At 42.8% G+C, this 19,323-nt stretch carries 17 protein-coding genes; 8 read left to right on the plus strand and 9 right to left on the minus strand.

The window, feature by feature from the left end:
• Nucleotides 1-86 precede the first annotated feature (86 nt).
• From E1160_RS05340 to E1160_RS05350, 3 genes are all read left to right on the plus strand, one after another.
• Nucleotides 87-2,237, plus strand: coding sequence for a methyl-accepting chemotaxis protein (locus tag E1160_RS05340; protein ID WP_155153973.1), 2,151 nt, complete (start codon nt 87-89; stop codon nt 2,235-2,237).
• A 134-nt stretch (nt 2,238-2,371) separates the two neighbouring features.
• The gene (purB, locus tag E1160_RS05345) at nt 2,372-3,676 is read left to right on the plus strand and encodes an adenylosuccinate lyase (protein WP_328597121.1); all 1,305 of its coding nucleotides are present in this window, start codon (nt 2,372-2,374) and stop codon (nt 3,674-3,676) included.
• Nucleotides 3,639-5,798, plus strand: a complete 2,160-nt coding sequence (locus E1160_RS05350) for a tetratricopeptide repeat protein (protein WP_155153974.1) — start codon at nt 3,639-3,641, stop codon at nt 5,796-5,798. Before purB ends, E1160_RS05350 begins: the two co-directional genes overlap by 38 nt.
• Nucleotides 5,799-5,859: 61 nt before the next feature.
• Here the strand turns inward: E1160_RS05350 and E1160_RS05355 are convergent, their stop codons facing one another.
• On the minus strand, nt 5,860-6,183 hold the full coding sequence (locus E1160_RS05355) for a DUF1476 domain-containing protein (protein ID WP_155153975.1): 324 nt from the start codon (nt 6,181-6,183) through the stop codon (nt 5,860-5,862).
• Between the two features lie 106 nt (nt 6,184-6,289).
• Complete coding sequence (locus tag E1160_RS05360) at nt 6,290-8,230, minus strand: S9 family peptidase (protein WP_155153976.1); 1,941 nt, start codon at nt 8,228-8,230, stop codon at nt 6,290-6,292.
• A 282-nt stretch (nt 8,231-8,512) separates the two neighbouring features.
• On the opposite strand from E1160_RS05360, the gene aroQ reads away from it, so the two are divergent.
• Genes aroQ through accC form a run of 3 tightly spaced genes read left to right on the plus strand, consistent with a single transcriptional unit; the run spans nt 8,513 to nt 10,857 of the window.
• Nucleotides 8,513-8,959 (plus strand): type II 3-dehydroquinate dehydratase, encoded by a 447-nt coding sequence (aroQ, locus tag E1160_RS05365; RefSeq protein WP_155153977.1) that lies wholly within the window; start codon nt 8,513-8,515, stop codon nt 8,957-8,959.
• Between the two features lie 50 nt (nt 8,960-9,009).
• Nucleotides 9,010-9,486 (plus strand): acetyl-CoA carboxylase biotin carboxyl carrier protein, encoded by a 477-nt coding sequence (accB, locus tag E1160_RS05370; RefSeq protein ID WP_155153978.1) that lies wholly within the window; start codon nt 9,010-9,012, stop codon nt 9,484-9,486.
• Nucleotides 9,487-9,516: 30 nt separating this feature from the next.
• Nucleotides 9,517-10,857 carry an acetyl-CoA carboxylase biotin carboxylase subunit gene (gene accC / locus E1160_RS05375; RefSeq protein ID WP_328597122.1) on the plus strand — a complete coding sequence of 447 codons (1,341 nt, stop codon included), beginning with the start codon at nt 9,517-9,519 and terminating at the stop codon, nt 10,855-10,857.
• A 51-nt stretch (nt 10,858-10,908) separates the two neighbouring features.
• On the opposite strand, the gene E1160_RS05380 is transcribed toward accC, so the two are convergent.
• On the minus strand, nt 10,909-11,280 hold the full coding sequence (locus E1160_RS05380; RefSeq protein WP_155153979.1) for a hypothetical protein: 372 nt from the start codon (nt 11,278-11,280) through the stop codon (nt 10,909-10,911).
• A 130-nt stretch (nt 11,281-11,410) separates the two neighbouring features.
• Between E1160_RS05380 and aat the strand changes: the two genes are divergently transcribed.
• Both aat and E1160_RS05390 read left to right on the plus strand, forming a co-directional pair.
• A complete protein-coding gene (gene aat, locus E1160_RS05385; RefSeq protein WP_155153980.1) occupies nt 11,411-12,085 on the plus strand; it encodes a leucyl/phenylalanyl-tRNA--protein transferase in 675 nt (224 codons plus the stop codon).
• A 114-nt stretch (nt 12,086-12,199) separates the two neighbouring features.
• Entirely contained in the window at nt 12,200-14,221 is a 2,022-nt protein-coding gene (locus E1160_RS05390; RefSeq protein ID WP_155153981.1) for a methyl-accepting chemotaxis protein, read from the plus strand.
• Between the two features lie 66 nt (nt 14,222-14,287).
• Here E1160_RS05390 and E1160_RS05395 read toward each other — a convergent pair whose 3' ends face one another.
• The 6 genes from E1160_RS05395 to E1160_RS05420 form a co-directional block, all read right to left on the minus strand.
• Entirely contained in the window at nt 14,288-15,577 is a 1,290-nt protein-coding gene (locus E1160_RS05395; protein WP_155153982.1) for an NAD(P)/FAD-dependent oxidoreductase, read from the minus strand.
• A gap of 135 nt (nt 15,578-15,712) precedes the next feature.
• Complete coding sequence (locus tag E1160_RS05400; RefSeq protein ID WP_155153983.1) at nt 15,713-17,050, minus strand: NAD(P)/FAD-dependent oxidoreductase; 1,338 nt, start codon at nt 17,048-17,050, stop codon at nt 15,713-15,715.
• A 98-nt stretch (nt 17,051-17,148) separates the two neighbouring features.
• Nucleotides 17,149-17,529 carry a DUF2155 domain-containing protein gene (locus tag E1160_RS05405; RefSeq protein ID WP_235914052.1) on the minus strand — a complete coding sequence of 127 codons (381 nt, stop codon included), beginning with the start codon at nt 17,527-17,529 and terminating at the stop codon, nt 17,149-17,151.
• A 74-nt stretch (nt 17,530-17,603) separates the two neighbouring features.
• Nucleotides 17,604-18,056 (minus strand): outer membrane lipid asymmetry maintenance protein MlaD, encoded by a 453-nt coding sequence (gene mlaD / locus E1160_RS05410; RefSeq protein ID WP_155153984.1) that lies wholly within the window; start codon nt 18,054-18,056, stop codon nt 17,604-17,606.
• Entirely contained in the window at nt 18,053-18,736 is a 684-nt protein-coding gene (locus tag E1160_RS05415; protein WP_155153985.1) for an MlaD family protein, read from the minus strand. The genes mlaD and E1160_RS05415 overlap by 4 nt, the downstream gene beginning before the upstream one ends.
• 168 nt (nt 18,737-18,904) lie before the next feature.
• A complete protein-coding gene (locus E1160_RS05420) occupies nt 18,905-19,261 on the minus strand; it encodes an NADH:ubiquinone oxidoreductase subunit NDUFA12 (protein ID WP_155153986.1) in 357 nt (118 codons plus the stop codon).
• Nucleotides 19,262-19,323: the final 62 nt, after the last annotated feature.

Genomic DNA, 19,323 nt, shown 5'->3' on the forward strand with positions numbered 1-19,323 from the left:
TAACTAGATCGGTTGTATATATAACTGATCACCTATGGGGATTTGGGGCTACGGTTACCACTTGATAACTATAAAAGAGATTACCCATGGGATTTTTACTTCGTATCCGTCTTCGTATTCTTCTTCCAGCACTTGTTATTTTTGCAACAGCTCTTTCTACCATCTTGTCAGGGGGAACCAGCTATTTCATCGCGCAATCATCGCTTGTTGAAGAGTCTGAAAATAAGTTACTCGCATTAGCTGAATCCAGAAAAAACGCTTTACGGGATTATTTAAAATCCATCGAAGCAGATTTACTTATCCAAGCAGCAAACCCAACAGTTACTTCGACACTTGAAGGATATATTAATGCTTGGGATAAGCTTGGAGAAAACCAAAAATCAACACTTCAAAATCTCTATATAATCTCTAATCCTAATCCGACCGGCAAAAAACAAAATTTGTTTGATGCGAAGGATGGATCAGATTACAGCGCACATCACGCACAAACTCATGGCTGGTTCTTACAACTTCAACAGATGCGTGATTACTATGATGTTTTCCTTTTCGATACTGAAGGCAATCTGGTCTATAGCGTTTTCAAAGAACTAGATTACGCCACCAATTTAAATACAGGAAAATGGAAAGATAGCGGCCTTGGCAAAGTATATCGATCTGCGATGAAACAAACTCAACAAGGCCAAGTCGCTTTCGAAGATTTTCACCCTTATGCACCAAGTTTTGATGCCCCTGCCAGTTTTATCGCCTCTGCCGTTTTTACACCATCCGGTAAAAAGATCGGCGTTTTAACGTTCCAAATGCCCATTGGCATGATCAATAATCTCATGCAGCAAGCAGCGGGAATGGGAGAAAGCGGCGAAACCTATATTGTTGGTAGCGATCTGTTAATGCGTAGTGATTCTCGTTTTAGCGAAGAAAGCTCTATTCTTAAGATTAAAGTTGATGGCGAAACTTCAAGAGCTGCACTTGAAGGGAATTCCGGTGTTGCAATTGTCGAAGATTATCGCGGCATCAATGTCGTGTCGGCGTATGCCCCCCTTTCATTTCATAGGATTGACTGGGGTATTCTTGCCGAGATGGATGAATCTGAAGTTCTAACAGCTGCACATGAATTAAGAAACTGGACCATTGGCATTCTTATTGTAACGATCCTTATAGCAGCAGCAATTGGCACGCCTCTTGGTATTGCAATCGCTTCACGTATCTCAAATTTGGTTGAAATGATGAGTCAATTGGGATCCGGCAAATTGGATATTGAGATACCAGATATCAAAGAGAATAATGTTTTTGGTCGAATGCTTGCCGTCATTATCAATTTCAAAGACAGCTTAATTGAGAATAACAAACTTTCAGAAGAAAATGCGAAAGAACAAGAAAAACAAATCAACCGTGCCTCGGTTTTAAGGAAGTTAGTTGAGGATTTCGATTCAGATGCGCAAAATGCACTAACTGCTGTTTCCGGTGCCACTGGACAGATGAAATCATCGTCTGATGAATTAGGGCAAACTGTTTCTGAAACAAGCGAATTGGCAACTGGCGCTGCCGAATCGACAGCACTAGCAAGCAGCAACGTAGAAACCGTGGCTGCTGCTGCAGAAGAATTAGCAGCCTCCGTACAAGAAATCAGCGCGCAGGTTCAAAGATCCACAGAAATTGCGTCTCATGCAGTACATGAGGCCAATCGCGGAGATCAACTGATCAAAGGACTAGAGGCCAGTACCATGCGTATTGGTGAAATCTTAACATTAATTTCCGAAATTGCGGATCAGACGAACCTATTAGCTTTAAATGCAACCATTGAAGCCGCACGTGCCGGCGATGCGGGCAAGGGTTTTGCTGTTGTTGCCAATGAAGTAAAATCCCTTGCCACCCAAACCGCAAACGCGACTGGAGAAATCAGTTCTCAAATTAGTCAAATTCAAAGTGACACGAAAGAAACCGTCACTGCTATTCAATCCATTGGAAAAATCATAGGCGAAATGAATGAGATCACTTCTTCCGTATCTGCTGCGGTGGAAGAACAAGGTGCGGCAACACAAGAAATAGCGCGTAATACACAGCAAGCTTCCATGGGCACCAATGAAGTTTCCGAAAAAATTGTCGAAGTGAACCGCATGACTGACAATAGTGATAAAGTTCGTGAAGCGGTTTTGGATGCGACAAACCATATGATTACCGAAACCGATAAATTGAAACAAAATATTGATAAATTCTTAAGAGAGGTTTCCGTAGCCTAACAAATAGAATATTTTGAAACTATAAATCACAGCTGATTTTGGTGGAAACATCAAATATTTCTTGAAAAAAATGCTGTAATGCAGCATTAAACGTCACAACGTTATTCCCCGTTCATATTGTCAGGAGATCAGCTGTGATTCCACGTTATAGCCGCAAGGAAATGGTTCAAATCTGGGAACCTTCCAACAAATTCCGTATTTGGTTTGAAATCGAAGCCCATACATGTGACGCACAGGCTGATTTAGGTGTGATCCCGAAAGAAGCTGCAGCTGCAGTTTGGGAACGCGGCAATAAAGAATATACAGAAGAACGTATCGCTCGCATTGATTCCATCGAGATGGAAACTAAACATGACGTGATTGCTTTTTTGACAGAACTTTCAGAAAACGTTGGCGATGAAGCACGTTTTGTTCACCAAGGCATGACCTCTTCAGATGTATTAGACACCTGTCTAAACGTACAATTGACACAAGCATCCGATCTTTTGATCAAAGATATGGAAGCGTTATTAGCTGCCCTTCAAGAACGTGCCGAAGAACATAAATACACAGTTACAATCGGTCGTTCCCACGGCATCCACGCGGAACCTGTAACATTCGGTTTGAAATTAGCGAAACATTACGCTGAATTCGCGCGTGGTTTAGATCGTTTAAAAGCAGCGCGCGCAGAAATCGCAACATGTGCTATTTCGGGTGCAGTTGGCACCTTCGCCAATATAAACCCTGCAGTTGAAGAACATGTAGCAGAGAAGCTAGGCCTAACTGTTGAACCCGTTTCCACACAGGTTATTCCACGTGACCGTCATGCGATGTTCTTTGCTACATTGGGCGTGATTGCAAGTTCTATTGAAAATTTGTCTGTAGAAATTCGCCATTTGCAACGTACTGAGTTACGTGAAGCAGAAGAATTCTTCTCTAAGGGTCAAAAAGGCTCTAGCGCGATGCCACATAAACGTAACCCTGTTTTAACTGAAAATCTTACAGGTTTAGCGCGTTTGGTTCGCTCGTCTGTTGTACCGGCAATGGAAAATGTGGCCCTATGGCATGAACGTGATATTTCCCATTCTTCTGTGGAACGCATGATCGGTCCTGACGCAACTGTGACTTTGGACTTTGCCTTGGCACGTTTGACTGGTGTTGTGAAGAATCTAGTAGTCTATGGCGAAAACATGCAAAAGAATTTGGATCAGCTTGGCGGCCTTCACAATTCACAGCGTGTGCTGTTACAATTAACCCAAGCAGGTGTAAGCCGCGAAGACGCATATCGTCTGGTTCAACGCAATGCGATGGAAAGCTGGAAGTCAGGAAACTCATTCCAGGAATTGTTAAAGCAAGATGAAGAGGTTACACTGTCCAACGAAGTTATCGACAACCTCTTCGATATGGAGTACCACACAAAGCATGTGGACACGATTTTCAAACGGGTTTTTAAAGCCTAAGCATATTTCTTCAAGTGCAAATGCTGTTAAGCATGTTGCAAAGAAAGACTTATTGAATTCGACAAGTACCGGCACAAACTGGCGCAAGCTATTTTGTGCCGGACTTGTTTCTACCTCTCTGATCACTGGTCTGGGTTTCAGCTCAGACAATATATCTTATGCCCAACAAGGTGTGGATAACAGCTCGGTAAATCAAAAATTCCAGCAAGATGCATTCATCCAATTACGCTTTACAGCCCTCTCGCTTGATACATTGGACGAAGTGGGTCAAGCTTTGGAAGGTCTTGTGCGTGCGTTGCTTGCCCGTGGTGACGTGGAGATGGCGATTGAGGAATCTGATCGTATCGAAGATCCATTATGGCAGGCCCGTGCCTTTTTATCTATTGCACGCTATTATCGCTTACAGGGTAATCCAGAAGAAGCACGTCAATTTCTAGTTAAATCCTATAATGGCGCAGAAGATTTTGAGCGGATTGAGTTCAGCCAACATCTATATACTTTAATTTCCAGTGAATATGCCTCACTTGGGGACTTACAAAATGCGGTCTCAACAGCGGGAAATATCACCAGCACATTGAACCGTATGAATGCCTTGCAAAAGGCGGCACGAATTTTCTTACAACAAGCCGATGACGGAGAGGATGCAAACGCCTCAAAAAGCTCTGTCTCAGAAATCCTGCGTGCTACATTTAAAGAAGCTTCAACCTTACCTGGCTCCAGTCAAACATTGATTGATGTATTTGTAAATATTGCGCGCTCTCAAGCACGAGCAGGCGATATTGATGGTGCTAGCATTACGCTCAAATATGCACTTGATAAGGTCGAAAAAGAAAAAGAAATTCAAAACTGGCATACTCGTGCCTTAGCAAGGATTGCATCGGCATATACATATGCAAAAACCCACTCTATGGCGATGGATGTCATGCGCCGTATTCCAGAAGGCGGGGAACGCGCAATTGCCCTAAGCGCCGTGGCAAAATCAATGGCGGAAATCGGCAATATCGACGCAGCTCTACCCCTTTTTACGTTAGCGAAAGAGCAAGCAAATCTTGAACAACAAGATGAACGTCGTGAACGTATTTTATCACTTCTTATTAGAGACCAAACCTTTGTAGGTCGTCTTGCTGATGCTTTTGTAACCGCAGGTCTGATTAAAAACCCTGAAGCACAAGCAACTGCCATCATGAATATGGGGTTCGTCCTCATTGATCAAAATAAATATAAAGAAGCAGAAGTTTTACTAGACTATATTCCATATCTCGGCATGCGCGCGCCTATTTTTGCGGCTCTTGCCAGAGATAAATTCAAAAACTCTAACAATCCAGAAGCCGCAAGTATGCTTCTGGCTCAAGCTCTAGAACCTGTAAATGGTAATCTTAATCTAGATATGTTACCCGGCGCCTTAAAAGCAGTTCTTTCAGCCCAACTTAACTATGGATCAACTGAATATGACGAAGGCATCTTCCGTCAGGCATATGAGTTAACGAAGCTCATTCCGGATAATTTGACACGTGTAAATGCATTAGCACATTTAGCGACCGCAGATGCCGCTCGTGGACGCATTGAAGAAGCTAAAAAGGTCATTAACAATGCATGGACTTTAGCTTTTTTGTATAATGGTGGGCCAGATTATGCCAAGGCACTAGCTAATATTACACAAAGTCAAATCGCCACAGAACAGATGCTTGATGCGATGGATACGGCCGCACGTATTCCTCTTCCTCAAGAAGATAAGATTAATGATCGCGCACCAGATGGCAGTTTCCGTGCACCACGTTTTGATTCAATCACTTCGGTTGGCGTAGCCGCAGCAAAACTTCACGATACTGATATGGCGATCAGATCTGCACGATTGATCAAACATCCTCCAGCGCGCGCTGCCGCTTTGGCAGCAGTAGCAGTGGCAATTGCCTTGCCAGAGGCGAGTTTAAGGGAGATTATTGGTATCGGCCCAACAGATCGCTGGTCATATGACTTCTTAAAAGTTGATAAACGTGCCTTAGAAATTACAGAACAACATGTAATTGGACAGCAAGAAATTCTGCGTCCACAGCTTGATGAAAGCTATGACGACAATATTGATATAAACTTGCTGGAAGAGTTAGCAAATACAGAAATATAATAAAAAAGAGCCGAAAGAATTAACTTTCAGCTCTTTTATTTTTATTAAGATTTAAAAGCCCTTACTCACCAGCTTTTATCTCTCGTCGCGCTTCTTCCATAAATTCTGTCATTTTTTTCTCTACCAAATATGTAGAGATATCAATGGATGCCGCTTCAAGATCTGCATGAATTTTATCTCTGACCACCTCAGAACCTTTACGCTCCATATCCAATTCAAATATTGAACGTGCATATGCTTCTGCTTCTGCTTCACTCATACCCAATTGTTCTGCAGCCCACATTCCAACCAAAGTATCACGACGCGCGGCAGCCTTGAATTCAATCTCTTGTTCATGGCTAAATTTATCTTCGTAAGCGCGCTCTCTATCTTCAAAACCGCTCATATCTGTCTCCGTCCCTAAAAGGTTCAAATCACGTAATTACAACTATATCATAATTTACGAAGAAACCCTATCTAGTCTTTGAGATAAGTCAGTTCCGTTAAAAAAATTAAAGATTATCAATTTCACATTGATAGCTACCCTCAGGTAGTGAAATCCCAAAGACCTGAGCATAGAAAGATAATTCAGTTTCCATAGCTTTCTTTATGTTTTCAGCCTGCCGGAAACCATGCCCTTCTTTTGCAAAAAGCACATAGGCAACAGGTACACCTTTTTCACGCAATGCTGTTGACATTTGGTCTGCTTGATTAGGCGGTACAACTTTATCGTCTTCTCCCTGAAGAAAAAGAACGGGACAATTCAATTGTTCTGTATGATTAAGGGGTGAGCGTTCTCTATAGATATCGGCATCTGCCGGCCATACGCCAACAAGTTTGTCCATATAACGGCTTTCAAACTTATGAGTATCTTGTGCTAACATTGCCAGATCCCCAATCCCATAGGAACTACACCCAGCTTTAAATGTATCGGTAAATGTTAATGCAGCAAGTGTCGTATACCCCCCTGCACTGCCACCTGCGATGATAAGTCGTTTCTCATCAACACGCCCTTGAGCAACCATAAATTTTGCCGCATTTTCACAATCAATCACATCTAACACGCCCCAGTTTCCGGCTAAACGATCACGATATTCTCGACCATAACCTGTACTGCCGCTATAATTCACATCAAGCACCGCAAACCCTCGACTGGTCCAATATTGATATTTCAACGAAAGCGCAGACATAGATTGCCCTGTTGGGCCACCATGGCTTCTTACAATAACAGGTGGCAATTCACCATCAGGCGCCCTATAATCCGCATTTGCGGGCGTATAATAATATGCATATGCTACGCGTTCTTCACCGTTTGGACCTACCTCAGTAGGAAATACTACTGTTTCTGCCTTGGATATGCCTTCAGCTTTAATCCCCAAACTCGCAGAAACCATTAAAACATGTTGCGTCTCATCGGATAAATCAAGCAAGACAATCTCATCCGGGCCATCTGCACGACCGCCGTTAAACGCAACTTTACTGCCCTTCGCAACAACGGAATCAAATGTCACCCAAGGTAAATCAAGATGATCCCATTCACCTGATGATGGTGTCAGTATACTTAACCGCCAGTCGCCCTTAACTGAATTGGCAACTGCCAAACGACCATCATCGAGTAGTCCATAACTACGCATGCCAAATACCCAATGAGGATATGCACAATCACCATCCATAGGAAAGTGGGTTATCTTATCCTCATCGTAACTACAAATATTCCAATACCCACTTTCATCAGAAGCGAAATAAATCGTACCATCGCTTGCATATTCCGGTTGAACGATAGAAATATTTTCACCGCCCGCAATTTGTTTTATTTGTTCAAGTGAACCATCAACAGCAATTTGCGCATGCATTAATCTTGTCTCATCCCAAGGCATATCCGGGTGTGACCATTCAATCCAACATAGATTGTCACCATCAACTGAAAGACGAGGAGAAGAATAAAAATCCGCCCCCTCGGTTAAATGGACCACTTCCCCATTTAAGGAAATAGCGGAAAGACGTGCTGTTGGCTCATGCTCTGCCAGATGACGTTCCTCAGAGACACATATCAAACGGTTTCGACCTTCATCCATTTGAAAATCTGCATAGCCAATTTTGCTGCTCTCAATGACCTGCGTCACTTTACCAGTACCCAAATCACCACATAAAATAGCTTGTTCAACCGGATCAGAAAAATAAACCTTACCGTCAAAAAGTGTATAAGCACCACCACCATATTCATGCACCCAACTACGCATATTATATGGTTCAGGTAAGATTGTCTGATTCGATTCGCCGTTTACACCTGCCTTCACAAGAGCGCCACGCCCTTTTTCGCTTGGACGCCCTTCCTGCCAATAAAGATCATTTCCTTCAAACATTATCTGTCCAAGCCCAACAGCACCCTGCGTCATCAACTCAGTTGTAATTGGGGAAACCCAGCTGCCATAAGGCGCAATTTTCTTTGTCATTTCAATACTTTCCAGAATAGAAAAAGGAAGGAGACCATTCCAAGGTAAAGAACAGAATCTCTTTTTACTACTGTTCCAGTTGAAAACATAGAAATCAAGTATGGAAATATTGTGACGAGTATTTGTTTTAAATCTGCTTTTCGGGCTTTTACTAGGTGCGAACCACTGCTATAACCCATTCATTATGCGTATATGTCGCGTATAAGATTAAGCATGAAATAGCTTTTTGTTTTTGCATAAAGCCAATCGTTTTACTTTTTAGGTATACAAGAGGTAACCCTCATGTCCTCCATTCCGAAAATTCTGGTCATTAATGGACCAAACCTAAATATGTTAGGTTTGCGTCAACCGGAAGTGTATGGATCCGAAAGTTTGAGTGACGTGGAAAACCGCTGCCAGCAAAAAGGAACAAGCCTTAATCTTGAAGTGACATGTAAGCAAAGCAATATGGAGGGTGATATCGTTACCTGGATTCAACAAGCCAGAAACGATTACGACGGTATCCTGTTAAACGCGGGGGCTTATACGCATACTTCTGTTGCTATTCATGATGCAATTCTTTCAAGTGAAACACCAGTGATTGAAGTGCATCTGTCAAATATCCATGCGCGAGAAGAGTTCCGTCATCATTCTTATATCAGCCCTGTTGCGATTGGAATGATCTGCGGTTTTGGCACATTGGGATATGACATGGCAATGGATGCGATGAAAGCTCATCTGCAAAAATAGAAAACCATCCAAATGGATGGAATTAATGACAAAGACGAAAAAGGAAAGTCATGGGTAAGTTCGAATTTGACGCAGAAAGCGTTGGTAAAGTAGCTGATATGATGAATGAAAAAGACCTTGCAGAGGTTGAAATCGTTCATGACGACTATTCTATCCGCTTAAGCAAAGCGTCCGCAGTTGCACCTGTCATGGCAAGTGCGCCAGTCGCGGCACCAGTTGCAGCAGCGCCTGCGCCAGTCGCAGCGGCAGCGCCTGCTGCTGAAGCAGCAGCACCTGCATCTATGGAAAATCACCCTGGTGCGGTTAAATCCCCAATGGTTGGTACAGCTTATTTAGCAGCAAATCCTGATTCACCAAACTTCGTAAAAGAGGGTGATGCGGTCACAGAAGGTCAGACATTACTGATCGTTGAAGCGATGAAAGTAATGAACCAGATCCCTGCACCTAAATCTGGTACAGTGAAAGCGGTTCTCGTTGCAAATGCAGAACCTATCGAATTCGGTCAGCCATTGGTGGTTATCGAGTAATCAGCCCCTCAATGAGTTGGAGATTTATCGGTGTTTAAAAAAGTACTGATTGCAAACCGTGGTGAGATTGCGCTTCGCATCCACCGTGCCTGTAAGGAAATGGGCATCCAGACAGTTGCTATTCATTCCACAGCGGATGAAAACGCAATGCATGTCCGTCTTGCAGATGAAGCCGTATGTATCGGCCCACCTTCCCCAGCGGAATCTTACTTGAATAAAGCAGCTATTCTGACAGCTGCAAATATCACAGGTGCAGATGCGATTCACCCGGGTGTTGGTTTCTTATCCGAGAATGCTGAATTCGCAGAGATGGTTGTTGAACATGGTCACACATGGATCGGCCCATCCCCTGCCCACCTTCGTATGATGGGTGACAAGATTGAGGCGAAAGAAGCTGCAAAACGTCTTGGCATTCCGGTTGTACCAGGTAGTGACGGTGGTGTTGATAGCGAAGAAGATGCCCTTCGTTTAGCAAAAGAAATTGGCTTCCCATTGATCATCAAAGCTGCCTCTGGCGGTGGTGGTCGTGGTATGAAAGTTGCCAATTCCATTAACGAAGTTGCAGAAGCGTACAACATTTGTCGAACAGAGGCGAAAGTTGCCTTTGGTGATGATGCTGTTTACATGGAACGTTACTTGGGCGAGCCTCGTCATATTGAAGTTCAGTTGATTGCAGATGGTCAAGGCGGGTGCGTACATCTTTGGGAGCGTGATTGTTCCGTGCAACGTCGCCACCAGAAAGTCATTGAAGAAGCACCTTCCCCAGCCCTTGATCAAGCAGCGCGTGAGAAAATCGGTAAAACGGTGACCGATGCGATGGTTGAAATGGGCTATGCAAGTGCTGGTACAATCGAGTTCTTGTATGAACGTGGCGAATTCTTCTTCATTGAGATGAATACACGCCTACAAGTAGAACATCCAATTTCAGAAATGATTTGTGGTGTTGACTTAGTTCGTGAACAAATCCGTGTTGCAGCTGGTCACAAGTTGTCCTTTAAACAAGAAGACATAAAGCTAAACGGCCATTCTATTGAATGTCGTGTAACTGCGGAACATCCTGAAACATTCATGCCTTCTCCTGGTAAAATTTGCGACTATCATGCGCCAGGCGGTCTTGGTGTACGTGTAGATAGCCATCTTTATACGGGATATTCTATTCCACCATATTACGACAGTTTGGTATCCAAATTGATCGTTCATGGGGATAGCCGTGAGGAATGCTTGAAACGTTTGGATCGTGCTTTGGGTGAGTATGTGATTGGTGGAATTCAAACCACCATCCCGCTTCATCAAAAACTGATCCATGAAGAAGCCTTCAAATCAGGTGATTATGATATTCACTGGTTAGAAAAATTAATGGGCTTGAAATAAGCTTCATTCAATTAATGATTCAAGGCCGTTCAATTTGAACGGCCTTTTATTTTATGCACTACCAACCCAATCACGAGCTTCTGCTAAGCTATGAAAAACATGAGATTGAATGATAGTCGGATCCACATGTTCCGCGTAGATTTGGCAAACGCGCTCAACATCGGAATCTAATGTAACAATCGCTATTTTAATCAACTTGAATTGTCGGAAAGCTGCATTATCCAATTTTGCCGCAACAAGAGCATCGTCGTCTTCCATCGTAATCTTAGACGTTTTTGACATATCCCATATATGATATTTGGAATGGAAAAAATATGGATGTTCCCAGCATTCCTCATTGGCTTTACGATGTTCACGATTATCACAATTTTCATCAAATGTGATAACGAGCCCTTTACCATCAAAGATGACTGTATAGGACATCAAACTTCCCCTAATTTGCATTCGTTTTTATCAAGCATAATTTGAAGTTAAAAAGAAATCTAGGGTTTTAACTATGAATCAGTTATACTGAAATAGATAAATACGGATGGAGAGACTTGAGAAACTCAAAATGGAACCCTTTGAAATAACACCAGAAGTTCTAATTAAAGCCTATGCTGTCGGTGTCTTTCCCATGGCTGAAGACCGGGATGACGAAGAATTATTCTGGGTTGATCCGCGTATGCGGGGTGTTATTCCTTTTGATGAATTTCACGTCCCACGCCGCCTAAAACGGACGATCCGCCAACAAAAATATAATGTTACTTTTAACAAGGATTTTGTGGGTGTGATGGAAGGCTGTGCAGAAGAAACCACCACACGCCCAAGAACCTGGATTAATAATTCCATCTTTGATTTATATACATCCCTTCATATGAAAGGCTGTGCTCATTCTGTCGAAGTTTGGGATGGAGAAAATTTGATAGGCGGTCTCTATGGTGTGTCCCTTGGGGGCGCCTTTTTCGGGGAAAGTATGTTCAGTCGTGCTGCCGATACAAGTAAAATCGCCCTTGTCCATCTGATCAGTCGTTTGGTCAAAGCAAAATACACATTATTAGATACGCAATTCATCACTGATCATCTTTCACAATTTGGGGCAAAAGAAATCCCACGGGATGAATATAGGGACTTATTAGAAAACGCCCTTCGTATTCCAACCAATTTTGCGCGCAACTATGAAAAAGACGAAGCTATTGATTTCGTGAATGAGTTGAGCCGCCAAAATATAAAATCCTCACAAGTATAACATTTTACTTCTTTTCATTCTGACAGACTAAGTCTATATCTTTAAAAGAGGATCAGGCTGCTCTAATGTAATAAATAACTATAACTATAACCGCGTTTAAATGGGTTTAAATATATGTCTGTGAACTTAAAGATCTATACGATCGTTCTTCTTGTCCTTGTCACCTCTGTCACCATTGCCACAACAGGTATCGTCAAAATGACATCTGTGGGTAATGAGCTGGAAGAAATAGCACATGAAGATATTCCGTTAACTGAGATCGTAACCAAAATCACCATCCATCAACTAGAGCAGGCGGTTATGTTAGAACGCGCCCTTCGAAGTGCTGGTGTCAAAGATGGTGCAAATTTTGAACGTGACAGTAAAGCTTTCACCAAGTTGGCACATAAAGTTGATGAAGAAATCATCATCGGTGAGAAACTTGCCGAAGGCGCCATTGATCATGCTTTGACCGAAGAGGCTAAAAAAGAATTTGAACATATTCTTGAAGTTCTGGTTGAAGTAGAAAAACAACATAAAATTTATGAAGATGAAGCCTTTAAAGTCTTCGATATCATCAAAAGTGGTGGTGAGATCGACAAAAAAGCGCATGATCTGATCATCGATATCGAAGATAAACAGCTTTTCCTAGAAAAAGAACTGGAAGCCCTTCTTTTCGAAATTGAAAAATTCACCGAAGAATCAGCAAAACATGCACTTCAGGATGAAAAATCCGGCATCACCTTGATGTTCGTATTTGGTGGTATCTGTATTTTGGTTGGTTTAGGCCTTGGCGTATTCATTGGTCGTAACATTACACATGGCATCAATAATCTAACCACAAGCATGACAGCCATTGCAAATGGAGAATTAGATACAGAAATTCGCTCTCTTAATCGTAAGGATGAAATCGGACAAATGGCCCAAGCAGTTGACGTCTTTAAACAAAATGCGCTTAAGATACGTGCGTTGGAAGAAGAACAACGCCAAGCACAACGCATTGCGGAAGATGCACGTAATCAAGCGCTTCGTGATATGGCAACAGCTATTGAAACCCAAATGGATAAGTCTGTTCAATCCATTAAAGCGCAGGCGCAGGAAATGATTGATGTGGCGGCTGAAATGCGTGATTCTAGTGCAATTGTAAGTTCTAACGCAACAACAGTCGGTCATTCAGCGGATGAATCAAACCGTATGGCGCAAACAGTTTCTGCGGCAACCGAAGAACTTGCCGTTTCCATTCGCACCATTACAGATCAAATGTCTGCCTCCCGTGATGTATCCAATAAAGCTGTAAATGCGAATGTTTCTACGAAAGAGAAAATCCAAGCGCTTTCCGGTACGGTTTCTGAAATTAGCGAAGTTGTTTCCTTGATTAACGAAATCGCAGAACAAACAAACTTGCTTGCCTTGAACGCAACGATCGAAGCGGCCCGTGCTGGCGAAGCTGGTAAAGGTTTCGCAGTTGTAGCAAGCGAAGTAAAATCTTTGGCATCGCAAACATCAAAAGCGACAGAAACCATTTCCAACAACATTGAAAATGTACGTGGTGAAACACAAAAAGTTGTTGATGCGGTAAATGAAGTTGATACGGCGATTGAAGAAGTCGATGCAATCGGACAGGAAATTTCTGATTCTATTTCCCAACAACAAGAAGCAACTGATGAAATCAGTGTTTCCGTTGCGAAAAGCGCACAGGTAGCCCAAGAAGTTTCCGAACGCACTGTGGAAGTTGCAACCGAAGCAGAAAGTACCAAAGAGAAATCATCACGTATTGAAACGACTATTGCGAGCCTAAGTGAAAACATAAGTAATCTAAGCACAGAGTTGAAGGTTATTTTGGATGAAGCTGGCAAAGCAACAAGTGGTCGCAGCAACCAACGTTATGATGTTTCTATTCAAGCTCAACTTGATCTCGGTGGTAAAAAAATGGCTGTAACAGTTACCAATATCTCAAATAGCGGTATGTTGTTAACTTCTAGCCAACCAATTGAGAAAGGCGAAGAAGGTACGGCCAAGATTGACGGTGTCAGCATAGAACTTCCAACGCGTATCCGTGGTCACAATGATGATGGCAGTGTCCGAGCTTCCTTCGATGATCTTGACGATCTTACCCTTGCGAAGCTGGATAACGAACTCCATCGCGTAGGTTCATAAACATAAAAAGGCATCCAAATCTGGATGCCTTTTCTTTTTGTACTTTTTAAAAATGCTGAACGCTTTTTAACTACCTAGCTTATCCTTTAAAGAATAATATAACATACCTGCCACAAGCCCCGGATAGCGTAATAATGTCCCGCCCGGGAAATTTGGGGTCGGTACGTCGGCAAAGACGTCAAATCGTTCTGCTGTGCCTGCTACGGCCTCTGCAATGACCTTGCCTGCCATCGTGGTTAACAACACGCCTTGTCCAGAGAAACCTAACGCATAAAAGCAGTTATTCTCTAATCGTCCAAAGGCCGGCATACGGTTCAGGGTGATCGCCAATGTGCCCCCCCAGCCGTAATCAAGTTTCACGTCTTTCAACTGTGGGAAGACTTCCAACATATATTTTCGTACAAATGTCTTGATATCAGCCGGGAACTTACTGGAATAGTTCTCTCCACCCCCAAATAACAATCGATGATCTGCGGAACAACGATAATAATCCACAACAAATTTTGTCGCATCAATGGCCACATCATCCCGGATTAACGCACGTGCCCCCTCTTCACCCAATGGCTCTGTTGCCACCATAAAATTATTGATCGGCATAATCTTTGGCGCCACGCGCTTATCCAACTTGCCTAGATATCCGTTACAGGCAATTACAGTAAACTTGGCATTCACCTCACCAAATTCGGTCTTGGCAGAATGATCTTCTGTAACGGTTTGTAAATTTGTCACCGGACTGTCTTCGTATATCTTAACGCCTGCGCCTTCGGCTGCACGGGCCAGACCAAGCGCGTAATTCAATGGATGAAGATGTCCTGCATCCATGTCCAGTATACCGCCATGATATTGTGGGGTCGCCAGCATTTCATGCAGCTCATTCTTATCCACGTAACGCATATGCGGATAATCATATTTTTCTCGCATGAAATCGACTTCTTCTTCCATCCATTCATTATGGGATGGTTTATAGGCGCAAGTTAGAATGCCGGGCTTATAGTCACATTTAATATCATGCTTTTTAATAAGGCCTTGCTGTGTTTGTTTTGCTTCTACAGCGTAATCCCAAAGAAGACGGGCATTCCCCTCCCCCAGCATTTCTTCAAGCTCATCTTGGCCTTTACGTTGACCTGTACACACCAAGCCACCGTTGCGACCAGATGCGCCCCAACCAATACGTTGAGCTTCCAATACCACAACTTGATAGCCTTTTTCAGCCAAATGAAGCGCCGAAGATAACCCGGTAAAGCCCGCACCGATTACAACAACATCCGCATGGATAGGTTCTGTCAGCTTTGGACGCGGTTCATCACCGATCGCTGTCGCTGCATAATAAGAACCTGTATGTTCTGGATGTGTCATAATTCACCTCAGTTATTCGAAATAATCTACAAGACCTGCATAATGTGATCACATTTATACAGTAACATATAAAATTTCATAGAGCCAGATCACCACGAAGGATGGGCCAATTCCATTCTTTAATATCTGTATGATTTAATCGTCGTTCCACTTATACCAAGCTGCGGCGGCGCGCAAATACCAAACACGTAAACTTGCAAACGGAAAACGCGGTGTATGTCCACGCATCACAACAGGAATAGCTTCATCGGCCGTTGTTTTACCTGCGATGATCTCTGCCATCATTTTTCCGGCCCATGGGGCAGTATTCACCCCATTGGCATGATAGCCATAGCTATAATAAATTGATGGGTCATCACGATCATACCCCATGGACGGTGCTAGCTTCATGGACATACATACAAAACCTCGCCAGTAATGGCTAATTTCAACGTCACGCCAATTTGGGAAAACCTCATAAACACGTTCTGCCATCCATTGTTTCATCCGTTCCGCATCATCAGGACGTCCCGTCCAATCACCACGTGCGCCAAGCATCAAACGATTATCTTTCAATTTACGAAAATAGAATAGCAAATTGCGCGTATTACAGATTGGTTCTTCCACCTGCCAGTTATGCGCTGCCAATTCTTCATCTGTCAAAGGTCGTGTTGTGATAATGTTGGAAATCACAGGCAAAATTCGCCTATCCATCGTTTTCTGTAAGCCATCTTGATAAAAGCCATTTGTGGCGATCATGACTTTTTTTGCACGTAACGCCCCCTTGGCTGTTCGCAGGACATGGGTCGCCCCTTCTTTCGTCCACTCAATCACATGCGAATAAGGATATAAAATGGCGCCGTATCTTTCCGCTGCCTGCGCAAGGCCAAGTGCAAGTTTTAAGGGGTTTAAGGCAAAACCCGCTTTCATGTGCAAAGCCCCAAATTGTTCTTCGCTATCATATCCAACTTGGGCAAATTCTTGTTTGGTCATAACCTTACTATCAATGCCAAACTTTTTCAGCGTTGCGGCATAATCATGTAATCCATCAAACTCTTGCGGGCGATGGGCAACTTCTAGATTACCATTTCCTTGTCGGTCATAATCAATACCTTCACTGATTTCTAATTCTGCAGTATAAGCAACTCCATCTAACTGACGCGTCCAGAACTTCTTGGTTTCCTCTTCGCCATATTTCTTAAGCATTTGCTTGGTAGACATCTTTGTCGCAGGTAAACAATTAAAGCCACCATTACGACCGGAAGCCCCCCATCCCATAGGACCTGATTCCAAAACAGCAACTTTCATATTGCTGTCTTTGGCTAAATTCATTGCAGCAGACAGACCTGTATAGCCACCACCAATAATCGCCACATCACAATCTGCATCCCCTTCCAGAGGCTTTCCAAAATCCGGCCTTGGTTGCACGGTATCCTCCCAATAACTAAGGATATCTTTTTGCGCATACATGGATTTGTGGAATAGATCGGACATTTCGCCTCCAAACGAGCTAAATGATTATTTAATTCGCCGAGGCTAAAGGAAAATCAAAATGTGATCAAATTATTTTTTTTGCGTTTTTATCATTCAGCTCAAGGCGATGCTTCAGCCTTACATTCCAAGACCCAGATATCATAAACCGGATGTTCCATCGCAGAAACAGCTGGGCTAGACGCAAACATCCATCCCTTAAATAATTCACGAGTTTCTTCCCCACGCTTGGATTCACTTATTTCCAAATACGCAGAAGATTCAGGCACTTCTTCTGGTGGTGTACGATCACAATGGCGTACCACGATGCTGATAGCCCCAAATTTTACTTCTTCATTTAAGCGTGTTTCAAAGGTTGATACACGGGCTGTCACTTTATCTAGACCTTGTAACACAGCAATTGGCTGCTCCAATGCATAAGCAGGTATAGTTATCAAACCAGTAGACAAAATCATAGCAAGTTTCAGAAGATATTTAATCATATATTTCGAACCAAATTACTTTAATCCCTGTTTATATGAATAAGGATTATGGAGATTTAATGACTAACAGAAAATTATTCCGCTTGTTCGGTTACAAGGAAGATGGCACGACCTAAAAGATCTTCAAGTGACAAAGCGTCTTTGGTATTTTCCAATTCCCCTTCATCACCGATAACAGCCTCACTATGACCCGGCACAATGCGAAGATATTTACCCCCCAACAATCCATTGCTTGAAATCAAGACTTGTGAATCATTTGGTAATTCAACTTCATCATCAACCGTAAATTTTACAACGGCTTCAAATGAGTTTGTATCGACATATTGTTTGGTAACCGTTCCAACTTTCACCCCGCCGATACGTACATCAGACCCGACTGTTAAACCATCCACTGAATTAAAGCGTGCTTCAACCAGATGCCCACTAGAGCTCCCTGTTTCCACATTCAAGAAACCTACAAACAGAAAAGCGGCCGCAGCGAATAATACCAATCCACCAAGCAATGTTTCAATCACATGTCGTTTCATACCGGACCATCCCCTTCATCGGATTTTACAGGTGGTTCTTTTGTTTCTTTCTCATCAGAGAAATCTTGTTCAAATATATTGGCACCGAACGGATCTTCCAAAAGATCATCAACGCTATCCGACCTTTCAGAGCTTGCATCTTCTTCACCAAACAAAGATGGGTCAGTTGCAAATATATTAGCTGAAGAGTTTTCTTCTTGTACTTTTGCCGCGGCTTCTTTTCTTTTTTCATAGCCCGCTTCGCCCATCTGGATGACGCGCTCAAAAACTTCTTCGAAAATGACAGAATCACGAATGAATTCAAATGCATCACCGTCTTCAAGAACGTCAAATTCACCACCAACATTGATGCTAATATATTTTGATCCAAAAATACCGTTACTGGCGATTTGTGCTCCACTATCAATCGGTAATTCTATCTCATCATCCATTTGCAGCGTCAATTTCACCTGATGATCTTTGTTATTCATCTCTTCGGCAATAACCACACCTACCGGAATACCTGCCAGCAAGACCTCACTGCCAACACCAACACCATCGATTTTGGAAAAAGTCGCCGTTAAACGATAGCCCTCTTCATCGGAAGCGGAATCATCATTGCCCATCCATAAAGTCGCTAAAACAAGGGAAGCAGCTACCACCCCTGCGCCGACCAACGTATGCAGGTTTTCCGTTTTCATGTAAGCCCAACATAATCATTAAAAATAAAAACGACCTTGATCATAAAATATCAAAGCCGTCAGTCCAAGCCGAACTTGGTAAATATTAAAAGAAAAAGAATTATCTATCTGTTTTTTTCTTTTCCCTAAACTTCCTGTGACCGCAATAATTACAGGTTAAGCCAAGCTTTAGCCTTCTGGTGACCAAGCCTGATAATCACCTGTCGCTTTTTCGCGATGTCCGCCTTGCAATACATGACCTGGTGGACGATATGCAAGTTCGGTACCTGTGTGATTCGGTTCATGTTCAGACATCCAAGGACGACGTTGCGTTGGATTAGATGGAAATTCATCAATTGTATAATGCAACCATGCATGAAATTCTGCGGGTACGGCGGATGCTTCATCCTTACCATTATAGATAACCCAGCGACGACGACGACCTTTAGAAGATTTGCGTTGCTGATAATAAAGGTTCCCAAAAGAATCTTTGCCTACTTGTTCCCCATTGAACCAAGTAATTACCTTAGTAATTGCATTCGCCATTTTTGGCTGCTCCATAGTTAACTGAACCGGAACTTCGATCCTGATTAATATCTGTTATCGCT

The organism is Curvivirga aplysinae, assembly GCF_009711445.1.
GTDB lineage: Bacteria > Pseudomonadota > Alphaproteobacteria > UBA8366 > Aestuariispiraceae > Curvivirga > Curvivirga aplysinae.